The organism is Microcoleus sp. Pol7_B2 (assembly GCF_036701035.1).
Classification (GTDB): domain Bacteria; phylum Cyanobacteriota; class Cyanobacteriia; order Cyanobacteriales; family Microcoleaceae; genus Microcoleus.
Window position 1 is genome coordinate 15780 of sequence record NZ_JAUBQB010000086.1, and the last position, 11654, is coordinate 27433.

Consider the following 11654-nt stretch of genomic DNA (forward strand, 5'->3'; position numbering starts at 1 on the left):
ACAGATTTTCAACTTTTACGTGAACTCTTAAAGATACACCGCTGCAAGAAGCTTCTTCTCTCGTTCCCGTGAACTTCCTGGGAAGGCGTACCAGGCCAGGAAACGAGGGAGAGCCTCGGTCAATGGGTTTCCAGGATCTTCCGGGGAACCAGTTAAAACCTGTTCAACCAGTTAAAAACTAAAAGGGAAAGGAAAATACAGATTTCCTTTCCCTTTCTCAAAGCTCCAGCGTCAAATCAGCTTGATTGCGAAATCAAAGACGAATCCTTTTTTTCTTTTGAGCGATCGACTGAAAAATCTTCATAGTACGATCGCTCAGTATTCACATCCCACAAATCGTGCTTTTCCCCGAGAATATTTCTCACAGCCAGCATCCCCGTCAGCATGGAATGGTCTTGGTTGTTGTATCGGTGCATACCGTTGCGCCCGATCGTCTGCAAATTCTCAAATCCCTTCAAAAAACCTTCAAGTACCTGCAAGTGTCCTCGATATTCCCCATCATAAACTGGATAAGCTTTAAGTTGCCGTATGACAACTCCATCTTCCACCTCGGCAGTTGTTGCTAAACCCAAACCAACCAACTCGCGAGTTGCTAATTCGATAAGTTGCGCGTCCGACATTTCCCAAATCTCGTCGCCTACGCTACAGAAATATTCCATTCCTAAACAACTTTTGCTGACATCAGGAACTAAAGCGACGCTCCAATTCTTAAAGTTTTGAATTCGTCCAACTTTGGCTTCGGGAGAGTGAATGTAAATCCAGTTGTCAGGAAACAAATCCTTGCGATTGACAATCAGTGATACAATTAAAAAATCTCGATATTTGAGCGAGCGCGCCGCGTGCAGCACCTCTTCTGGTGGCTGCGGTTTCAGTCTTGCTACCAGTGCCGATATCGGCATACTCGTAATGAAATTATCCGCCGAATATTGAACTACTTCTCCGTTTTGCTCCGCAGTAATACTTTTAATCTTATTACCTTCACGCTCAAAGCTAATCACTTTAGTATCCAGATAAACTTTGCCGTCTTTATTCTCCACAGCTTCCGCGAATTTTTCCCACATCATCCCCGGCCCCAAAGCCGGATAATCAAACTCTTTGATTAATGTTTTAGTGTCGTTGCTGCCAAACAAAGCATTAATAATTGCAGTCGTCAGCGACAATCCTTTAATGCGCTGCGCCGCCCAATCTGCTTGAATTTCCGAACAAGGAATGCCCCAAACTTTTTCAGTGTAAGTCTTAAAAAATGTTTTATACAAGCGCTCGCCAAAACGATTGATCACCCACTGTTCAAAAGTTTTTTCTTCCGTAAGTGGCCAAATTCTCACTTTCAGATAACTCAAAATAATCAGCGTACTCTCAATTATGCCCAAATTAAAGAGAGTATTGAAGGCACTAATCGGATAGTTAAAAAATTTCCCTCGATAAAAAATTCGCGACAATCGTGGCACTTTAATAAACTCATTTCCCAGCACCTCTTGCCACAACTGCTGCACGGCTTCAACTTTAGTATAAAAGCGGTGGCCACCAATGTCGAAACGATAGCCTTTGTAGGTTTCGGTGCGAGCTATTCCCCCAACTTTATCACCTTTTTCTAGTACAACAGGGATGATGCCTTGCTTGACGAGCTCGTAGGCAGCAGTCAAGCCCGCAGGGCCTGCACCGACGATCGCAACAGGATAATGTTTCACTCAGCCTACCTCCAGCTTTTTTATCCAAACTATACAGTTATTTATAACTTGTCACAGTGATAGATGCACCCGTGAATACCCTGAGAAACGAGCGCTCGACCTGATGTTTAAGCACAATTTGCCTTGATTTATTGAGCGGATACCGGCAAGCTAACTTTGCCAGTCACAGGCTTTTTTTGGTATAAATAGCGACCAGTGCCGATCGCGAATGCCAGTCCGCTGTAAAAGTAAAAAAGCCAGTGCCAAGGAATTGTTTTTAGGGCAAATAGGATACCGTGTTTACGGTAAAAAAATCGGTAAAGTGGTGCATTAATTGCTACCAGCGGTATTGCCAGCAAACCAGCCAGTAGCAGAAAGCTCAGCGACCAGCACGTCCCCAAAATTGCCAGTAGCACTGCATAAGTTAAAATCACGCTGATGCGGTTTGAAACTTGCAAGTTGAGGTCGTTATTCAATTTGCGATCGCGCCAAATCAGTTCTGTCCAAGGCAGTGCTCGGTAGAAAAAGTCAGCTTTCACCATACCCATAGGTTTCCACCGCTTTAAATGCTTAACCTGCAATGTTTTGCACAGCCGAATGTTATAACCTGCTTGTTTCAAACGGTAGCCGAACTCAATATCTTCGATCGAAGCTTGGCGGTAACTCTCATTAAAGCCGCCCATCTGCAAAAAAATTTCCCGGCGAATCACTCCGCAAGCGCCCCAAAAAGTCGAAGCCTCTTCGTTACCTGTTTGGTGGACGTAGTGGTGCAGCAAGTTCCTGTACTGCGATAGAAAATCGGGATCTCCTGGAGCATCGTCGTAAGAGCCGATGAAAGCAGCTAAGTAGGGATTATTTTTGAACACCGAGATCGCATAGCCCACAGCTTCTGGACAAACAGCGACATCAGCATCCACAAAAAACAGAATATCTCCCTTTGCAGCTTGGGCACCCAAATTCCTTGCCCGCGCTGGCCCCCCGCATTCGGGAATCCTGATCACTTTGGCGCCGAATTCGTTGGCCAGACGCCAGGAACCGTCGCTTTCGCCATCTGCTACTACAATAATCTCGATCGGCCTGGGCACAGCTTGAGCCAGTTTTGACAAACAGGTGCGGAAGAAAGCGCCCCCGTTGTGGACTGGGATAATAACGGATACAGTGGGGTCGGCGGTAGAAATCATTACCTAAATTGTTTAAATTGCAGGGGCTAAAATTTGCTGGAATTTTATTGGTGCTACTTTACGAAGGGTAAAATCAGCTCTACTTTTTTATTTATAACTCGATTGCTGTTTGTCTTCAACTAGATTTTTTTCTGGTATTCTCGATTTGATTTTCCCCATTCTTACCTGTATTTTACGCCATATCTTGCTGAGACTGACCTTATGTAGACAACAGCTTTACAAAATCTTTAAATATATCATTGTTTGTGTAAACTTCGGAAAAAGCCCCAGCAGCAATTTGGTACGGCTGTGGTGCAATGCACAAGACTTTGATTTTATAAGTAAGCCCACCGTATAAAATCAAACATCGTTTATACGGGCACCCGGTAACTGTCAGGACTGGCCCGGTACAATTTCTTTTACAGACCTCATCCGCGAGTGACTCCTGCACCAAGTCTCGATCGCGACTGCGGACTCACTGCACATTTTATGACTTTTGGCAATATATTTAAAATATACGTCTTAAAATTTCCGACGCTGTACGATCGAGCTTTGGTAATTTGCTAACATACCCTTAGCCAGCTCCCTTTGAGTCAAAATTTTTACATAAACAAGTTTTTATATTACATGAACACCTCCCAAAACAATTTAAATCAGGCATTAGTTTCAGTCATCATACCAGCTTTCAACGCTGAAACTTTTATTGCTAGAACATTAGAATCTGTTTTATCTCAAACTTATCGAAACATAGAAGTTTTAGTAGTTGACGACGGCTCTACAGATACAACTGCCGAAATCGTCAAATCTTTTGCTCAAAAAGATAGCCGAGTCAGCTTATTCCAACAGTCAAATGCCGGCGTCGCCACCGCTCGCAACCTAGCCATTGCAAAATCAAAAGGCGAATATATTGCTCCCATCGATGCCGACGATATTTGGTATCTGCAAAACCTAGAAAAACAAGTCGAATGCTTAATTAAATCAGAACAATCCGTAGGAGTTGTCTATTCCTGGTCACTTGATATCAACGAAAAAGACTTACTCACAGGTTGATTTTACAACTCCACCATCGAAGGAGAAGTATACAAAGCTTTAGTTTATAAATAATTTATGGGTAATGCGAGTTCATCTCTGATCCGCCGCATTTGTTTCGAGAGAGTCGGTGGTTACAATTGCAAATTGAAAGCCGAAAACGCCCAAGGCTGCGAAGACTTGGAACTTTTTCTCCGCATCGCTGAACATTATCAATTTAAAGTAGTGCCAGAATTTTTAGTTGGCTACCGACAGATTCCCAGCAGTATGTCTTGCAACTATGCAGCAATGGCAAAATCTCACTCTCTAATTATGGCAGATGTCCGGGAGCGGCATCCTGAAATTCCTGCCAATATTTATCGCTGGTCTAGCAGCAGTTTTTATATATACAATTTAGCCGTTAAAAGCAACCGTAACGGCAACCATCGGAGTACATTATTTTGGCTGTATCGAGCTTTTAGAAAAGATTTATTAATGACACTTTTGCGCCACAATTTGTACCTGCTGTCAATATAAAATATATTAAAAATAATAGTTCCACCGCCAAGAGGATCAGGGTTAGATTTAAAACAAGCATCAGAATCGAGTGAAGGGACGACACTTGCTAAGATTGAGACGCGAACAAAAGTTCACAGAATACTGCCGTCGCAGGTATATGAAAGAATGCGGTTCAATAGTTTAGCCAATCGAAAATCTAAATAAACCCAACCTTGAAAAACCCGGTTTTTTGAAGAAACCGGGTTTTTGAAGAAGCTAGAGGGCGTTTAATTCTGCCTGGTTGATCGATCAAGAATCAGGAATGAGGGTTAAATAAAAGAATTTTAATTTTCCATTCTTTCTTCTTCCTTCTTCCTTCTCCCTTTTACTTAATCTCTCTAAGCGTGAGAAGCTGTAGCCGTTTGAGCTTTTGGTTGCTGGCCGTCTGGCGCCAGGGATTCGCCTTCAATAAACGAGCGCAACATCCAAGCCATTTGTTCGTGCTGTTCCATCAAACCCGTCAAAAAGTCTGCGGTTCCGTCATCCTTAAACTCTTCACCGCACTGTTCGACGTGTTGGCGGAGATTGCGAATAATCAGTTCGTGGTCGTCAACTAAACGCGAGACCATTTCCGTAGCCAAAGGCAAATCACCGATATGTTCTTTAATCGAGCCATACTTCAGAAAACCCTCAGCAGTACCAATTGGATAGCCACCTAAAGTTCTCACCCGTTCGGCCATAGCATCGATATTTACTGTTAACGCCTGATAGTGTTCTTCCCACAACTGGTGGAGCGATCTAAACTGCGGGCCCACTACATCCCAGTGATACTTTTTGGTTTTGATTAACAGCAGATAAGCATCTGCCAGGTCGTGATTCAATAGTTCGATAACGCCTGCACGCTGCTCGTCCGATAAGCCTATGTTTAACTTACGCATTGAAAATTGTTCCTTCAACTCTAACTTTACATTTATTAGAACAAATTTCGCCTGCCACTTACATCAACCCAGAGGACGATCGAAGACGATCGCACTTTAGTAAAATATCTGCTTTTCAGGTTAAAGTGATTGCAATATTGATACCCTTAGATAGATGCCATGAAACTTATTGTTCCGAAGCACCTTTGATTGGCGAACACAGCAATTGCCCGCAGGTGAACCCCCGCTCAATCCCGCTATAGAAAAAGGCTGCATTCTGATTGCCAGTAAAAATTAAGGAATTTATAAGGAATTTATGCCGAAATTAACCAACCTCCCACACACTTAATTGTGCGGGCTGCTTTCAATGACGGCATAAGAGATTTGCAATTAAATATAACCGCATTTATCCTAGAAAGCTAGGAAACAGATTTTCTGACATAAGCGGTGCTGACCTCTGTGATTGGGATGCTAGAAATGATATTGAGTCAAACCGTTAAATCGACGTTCCAGGATGCTACCAAGAAACAGACGCGCGATCGCCGTCTAAACTTTATGGCAAAAGTGGCGGAAGACCCAGATCAAATACAGCCGTGAAACCCTTGGCCCCATCTAGGAGACCGAAAGAGAGAACCTGTTTGCTCGCTTCACCTTCAGGAAGACTTGCGCGGCTGTGACCACCACAGCACTAAGCCGAACGTATCAACGGCAGTGTAGCGTTTTGGGTCCCCATGAAGGCTTTGTCAAACCCGACACTTGAACCATCGTTATGGCCACTGGTTAAACCTGGTTCTTAACGGAGGGCGCCTCCAGGACAGATAAAAAAACCAGTCCTCTGTGTTTGCGCGAAGGAGGAGATAGAGGGCATTGCAGTTTGTCCTATGTGGGGAATACGGGGTAAAGTAGCGGTAGGAAAGATTTATCCATACTTTTACTAACTGTGCTACTTTCATTGTTAGCTGTAAACCATCATGCGGGAAATCTGCCAGAGCGTGGAAACCATATTTCAACTGCTGTTAGACGAACTTAAAAAGTCCACTCGCGCGTCTGAGCAGAACTGCCAAGATGTAGCAGGGCGACTCGCAGCAGAAGTCAACAGGATATGCACTGAAAGCCAGCGGATTCAAGCCTCCGGAGATATAGAAGGTTCAGCCCAGAGCCTCGCTCAGCACCGCTTGCAACAATGCCTCCACTATTACAATTTAGGCTCCGGCCCCGGGCGAGTAGAATTGCACAGTACCCTCAGCGCGATCGTCTATCGCTACATCACCCCTCCGCAGGTGCAGTCTAGCTATCAGGCGCGAGTAGAACTGATCAAAGATTTTTTGCAAGGATTTTATCTCGAAGCTTTAAAGGCATTCCGGCGCGAAACCCAACTGCCACCTACCTACAGTCCCCGCACTCGCTTAGAACTAGCAGAGTACATGGCCTTTGTAGAGCGCTTCGGCAAGCGGCGCATTCCTTTACCTCGGAACCGCAGCCAGCAACTAATTATTTTACGGGCCCAAACGTTTTCCCAGCAGCAGCCCAAAGAAACCTCCGTAGATATGGAACAAGCCGCCGACGGAGGGGCTTCTGATTCCGACCAAACTTGGAATGACACCTCGGTGCACTCAGTGCGGGAAGCGATGGCCGGACAGGGTTCGGCGGCAATTCGTCCGCTAGGCGACGAGTCAGAATCTCTGCGGCAAAACGTGATTGACGAATTAGTGGGTTACTTGAAAGAGCGCAATCAACAAGACTGCGCCGATTACTTCGTGCTGCGCTTGCAAGACTTGCCGACTAATGAAATAGAGTCGCTTCTGGGCATAACTCCCCGCCAAAGAGATTATTTGCAGCAGCGCTTCAAGTACCATTTGCTCAGGTTCGCCATGTCGCACCGCTGGGAACTCGTTCACCAGTGGCTGGAAGCAGACTTAGATCGAAATTTGGGTTTGCTGCCTTCTCAGTGGCAGGCTTTTGGCGAGCAAATTGGTCCAGAGGGACAGCGTTTGCTAAAGTTGAAACAACAGGGTCTGTCAGAGTCAGCGATCGCCCAAACCCTGGGCAGCACGGTAGCCCAGGTACAGAAGCGGTGGTTTAAATTGCTGGAACTTGCGTGGGAATTGCGAAATCGTTCAGATTCCGGAGAAGGGGCATCTAGTGATGAATAACGAAACGAACAGGGATGCAGAGGCTTTCGATCGCCATTTTTTAGACTGGATATTGCAGGCGCCGATCGCGAATACCTCTAACGAAGATGAGGAAAACCTCAATCCATCCCCTCGCTCAGAAGAGTGGGGCGACACAGACGACAATTCCGGGGTGGAATACTGGGAATGGGACGAACCAGACCCGCTGGACTATCAAGTGGGGGCGCACAGCAATGCACCCGCACAACCGCTGACAATTGGAGAAATACCGACCGTGCAAGACCGTTTTCAGACCTTGTTAAAAGAAAGGCTTAGAGCCGAAATTGAATCTAACCCGCCGCTGTTCCCCTGGGAAACAGAATTCAAAAGCTACGACCACGATTATCCAGACGATGTAGCCCCGCAATGGGTTCCCCCCCTACACCTCTGGACTCCCCAACTACAAAATATCAGATGGGGCCGCCTGCCAATTCCGATCGCCCAAGGGGTTTTTGCTCAACTGCTAGAACCTTGTCAGGAACTGGTAATGTCGTCGCTGCGGCAAGGCTCAAAGTTAGTTCGCGCTGTAGATGGCTTATTTCCGGGCCAGTCTCAGGAACTCAACGAATTAGCTGGTTTAGTGCTCCGAGGTTCTTTGCGGGGACTTCTAGATTTAGAAGATTTCCCGAATTACGAAGCAGCCAGTACCGATCAACAAATGGTGCTGTCGCTGTTGGCGGCTAAGGAAATCATTGAGTCTCTAACTCTCGATTGTCCTGTGAATCAGCCGCCGGTTTCGCGGGAGTGGCTGACTGGTTTGGGTGCGCTGACTCTGGAGGCTCAATACCTCTCGAACCCCAACAGAGAACAGCCAATGCCCTGTTTAAGAGTTGAGTGCCAATTTCCGGGGGCAGGAAGTTTGGAACTCAGGGGAGGAGATGCCGAAGCAACTGCACATCGTCCGAATTCCGGGCATTTAAGTGTGGAGTTGTTTGACCCACAACCTAACAAGACTTATGCCCTAGAAGTTCGATTCCAAAACTTCGAGACCAGACCTTTGATGTTTGCTATTCGTCCAATTTGGACAGGACAAGATAGCAATTAGAAAGGTCTATTTAGAGTAAATAATTTAGGTTTTTACTCTCGGGTTTGACCTCACACAAAAACAGATGCAATCCCTCGACTTCGGTCGTGGAAAGCGAAAAAATTTAGATCTTAGTTCAAGCCCCCAGATTCATCGGTGGAGTAAATCTAAAATCTAAAATCTACAATCTACAATCTACTGCTCGTTGACTTGGATGGGTGCACATGACAACTGATAACCTGCGAAATATACCTGTTTTGGGTAAGCTGTGGGAGCAGATTGAGGCCATGCCTCCGCCGGTGATTGAGGATTCTTTACTGCTGCGAATCCTAGTTCAGTTGTTGGTAATTGTGGGAATTGTGGCTACTGACGTTGCTGCTGAAGAACCCCTGAACCTGTGGGCTGTGCCTGTTAGTATTGTGGGAGCAACTTGGAGTTGGTACCGCCGCCGCGATCGCAATGTAGCTGCTAAGTTCTGCATAGCTATTGGAATGCTGGTGGCGCTGTTCGCTTTTTTTAGCCGCTTGGTGGGAGAATTAAATGATACGCGGTTAGTTTTGGCGCAACTGTTAATCCAACTTCAAGTGCTGCACAGTTTCGATTTGCCTCGCCGCAAGGATTTAGGCTATTCGATGGTAATCGGGCTAATTTTGTTAGGGGTAGCAGCGACTCTCAGCCAAACCTTGACTTTTGCGCCGCTATTGTTGGTGTTTTTGGCTTTAGCGCTTCCGACTTTGGTTTTGGATTATCGATCGCGTTTGGGATTTGTGAAGCCAGAAGCCCTTGGCCAAAAAGCACAAGGTAAAGGGAAAAATGAAAGCCTGTCGCTATTTGCTGCTACTTTATCCCCAAAGTATTTTGGTTGGCTGCTGCTGATAACTGTCGGGTTGGGGCTGACTATTTTTGCGTTTTTGCCGCGCCTCCCTGGCTATCAGTTGCGGACTTTTCCGGTGAGTGCTCCTATTGAATATCAGGGGGAGTTTGACTCGCGCAGCATTCTAAATCCGGGGTATGTCAGAGGGGGAAATCAAAAAGGAACTGGCGGAGGAAGGGGGAGAAACCCAGACTCTGGGCCAGGAGAGGTGGACTCTACTTTTTATTACGGTTTCAACCAGCGCATCAATCAAAATTTGCGCGGGGAAATGAAACCTGAAGTGGTGATGCGGGTGCGATCGCAGGCTGCGGGTTTTTGGCGGGTGTTGGGATTCGACAAATACACCGGTCAGGGTTGGGAAATTTCTCGCAACGAACAAGCTCAAAAGCTGACTCGACCTAGGTGGTCTTATCAATTTTATCTGAATCCTTTTCCCAATGCGCCTCGGACTCAAGAGGTGATTCAAAGTTATACTATTGTTGCTCCATTGCCGAATTTGATTCCGGCTTTAAACAAGCCGAAGGAGCTTTATTTTCCGAGTCCAGAGGCGGCGATTGATGCGGAGGGGGGTTTGCGAGCGCCTGCGGAATTGGGAGAGGGTGTGACTTATACAGTTATTTCTAATGTGCCTTTTCGCGATCGCTCTGTGTTGGGGAAAACTGGTACTAATTACCCGAAAAATATTCGCAACTTCTATTTGGATGTGCCGCCGGAAATTGCCCAGAAGGTGCGAGAAAAAACAGAAGAAATATTGGCGGCCAGAACTAGAGTATCTCAGTCGGACAGACCGATCGATTCTCCTTACGAAAAAGCTTTGTATTTGGCTCAATATTTAAAGCAAAATCCGAATTACAAAATAGAAAAAGCTTTGCCTTACTTAGAAGAAGGTGAAGATTTAGTCGAGGCTTTTCTGTTTGGCTATAAAAACACCCAGGACGGCAAAAAAGTTACAGGTGGATATCCCGACCACTTTTCGACGGTACTGACAATTATGCTGAGGTCGATCGGGATTCCGGCGCGACTGGCGGGGGGTTTCGATACGGGGGAATTTAACCCGTTTACTGGTTACTATGTTGTGAAAAATACCGATGCTTTCTTGATGACGGAGGTATATTTTCCCAATAATGGCTGGTTTGGTTTTAATCCTATTCCCGGTTATCCGCTGATTCCGGCTTCGGTAGAAGACAACCAGACTTTTAGTGCGATCGAATCGTTTTGGAAGTGGATCGCGGGTTGGCTACCGACTCCTCTCAGAAGCGGGCTGGATTCAGTTATAGGTTTTGTAATTGGCTGGATAACTTTGATTGTGGGCTGGTTTCTGGGACAGTTTGCTAAGGGTTGGGTGGGGTTATTTACTGGCTTGATTGCTGCGATCGCCTTTGGCTTTATTGGCTGGTTAATTTGGCAAGTGTGGCGCAAGTGGCGCCACCGCCGCTGGCTGGCGAAGTTGCCGCCGGTGGAGGGGGTTTATCAGGAAATGCTGAAGGATTTGGCGAGTAGGGGATTTGCCAAGCAGAAAGCTCAAACGCCTTTGGAGTATGCTGAGGCTATGCGCGGCAATCATGCAACTGATGAAGCTGAGGTGATTGATGAAGTTTCACAAGCTTACGTGCGGTGGAAGTATGGCGGGGAAGCGGGTAATTTGAACCAGTTGCGGCGGTTGGTGGAAAATTTGAGGCGATCGCACTTGAAGAAACTCAAAAAGTTAAGATAGAAATCGGCGATGGAAAGAGACTGTTGGCGAATTAAAAAAGGGTGAAGCCAAACATCCCATAATCAGGGAAAAAAAACTCTGATGAGCCAGAGGGAAAAAGATCAAAAAAACTAGAGACACGGGTCAAGCCAATCGGAATGTTACGCCAAAACGCCCACATTCTTGAAATATTCATAGCGGCAGCAGTCACAATATGTTGTAGACGAGTTTTGGCAAGACCCATGTAATATCAAATCCGGCTGCGCCGGAATGATATCAAATCCTTGCTTCATTCGTCGGGCGTAAAGTCGAATCCCGAGGCCAACAAATAATTCGCGCAATTTTCATTTTTTTGACTCACAGTCAACAGTCAACAGTCAACAATTACGGACGGTGCAACCGGAATCCATATAATACCCATCTCTTGTGAAATTTATCCGGCTTTAAAAACTTTAGAAATTCTTAAAGTTTTGATTTAATCTGCTTAAATGGGGTTAAAGTTAAAAATTTTAAGAAATTTTTTTTAGTTATTTAGTAATGCACAAATCCACCTTTTTGTCAAATTAATTTATAGTCATTTCAAATAAGTATGAGACACTCTTTCTGCACAATAAGCACGAATAACTTCATCAAGAGATGTGC

Annotated in this window: 8 protein-coding genes and 1 pseudogene; 6 read left to right on the top strand and 3 right to left on the bottom strand. The window is 45.6% G+C overall.

Annotated elements, in window-relative coordinates; translation table 11 throughout:
* Positions 1–236: 236 nt before the first annotated feature.
* Both QUA57_RS24160 and QUA57_RS24165 read right to left on the bottom strand, forming a co-directional pair.
* Complete coding sequence (locus tag QUA57_RS24160) at positions 237–1688, bottom strand: NAD(P)/FAD-dependent oxidoreductase (RefSeq protein WP_333064085.1); 1452 nt, start codon at positions 1686–1688, stop codon at positions 237–239.
* A gap of 128 nt (positions 1689–1816) precedes the next feature.
* Positions 1817–2848, bottom strand: coding sequence for a glycosyltransferase family 2 protein (locus QUA57_RS24165; protein ID WP_333064086.1), 1032 nt, complete (start codon positions 2846–2848; stop codon positions 1817–1819).
* 417 nt (positions 2849–3265) lie between these two features.
* On the opposite strand from QUA57_RS24165, the gene QUA57_RS24170 reads away from it, so the two are divergent.
* Positions 3266–3394 carry a hypothetical protein gene (locus QUA57_RS24170; RefSeq protein WP_333064088.1) on the top strand — a complete coding sequence of 43 codons (129 nt, stop codon included), beginning with the start codon at positions 3266–3268 and terminating at the stop codon, positions 3392–3394.
* Between the two features lie 60 nt (positions 3395–3454).
* Positions 3455–4372 (top strand): annotated as a pseudogene (locus QUA57_RS24175) (glycosyltransferase family 2 protein).
* Between the two features lie 359 nt (positions 4373–4731).
* Here the strand turns inward: QUA57_RS24175 and QUA57_RS24180 are convergent.
* Positions 4732–5271, bottom strand: coding sequence for a Dps family protein (locus QUA57_RS24180; protein ID WP_333035026.1), 540 nt, complete (start codon positions 5269–5271; stop codon positions 4732–4734).
* Positions 5272–5697: 426 nt separating this feature from the next.
* Here QUA57_RS24180 and QUA57_RS24185 point away from each other — a divergent pair, with 426 nt between their 5' ends.
* From QUA57_RS24185 to QUA57_RS24200, 4 genes are all read left to right on the top strand, one after another.
* On the top strand, positions 5698–5847 hold the full coding sequence (locus QUA57_RS24185) for a hypothetical protein (RefSeq protein WP_333064090.1): 150 nt from the start codon (positions 5698–5700) through the stop codon (positions 5845–5847).
* Between the two features lie 374 nt (positions 5848–6221).
* Entirely contained in the window at positions 6222–7403 is a 1182-nt protein-coding gene (hetZ, locus tag QUA57_RS24190; RefSeq protein ID WP_333035024.1) for a heterocyst differentiation protein HetZ, read from the top strand.
* Complete coding sequence (locus tag QUA57_RS24195; RefSeq protein ID WP_333064092.1) at positions 7396–8466, top strand: hypothetical protein; 1071 nt, start codon at positions 7396–7398, stop codon at positions 8464–8466. The genes hetZ and QUA57_RS24195 overlap by 8 nt, the downstream gene beginning before the upstream one ends.
* Positions 8467–8669: 203 nt before the next feature.
* Positions 8670–11033, top strand: a complete 2364-nt coding sequence (locus QUA57_RS24200; RefSeq protein ID WP_333064094.1) for a transglutaminaseTgpA domain-containing protein — start codon at positions 8670–8672, stop codon at positions 11031–11033.
* Positions 11034–11654: the final 621 nt, after the last annotated feature.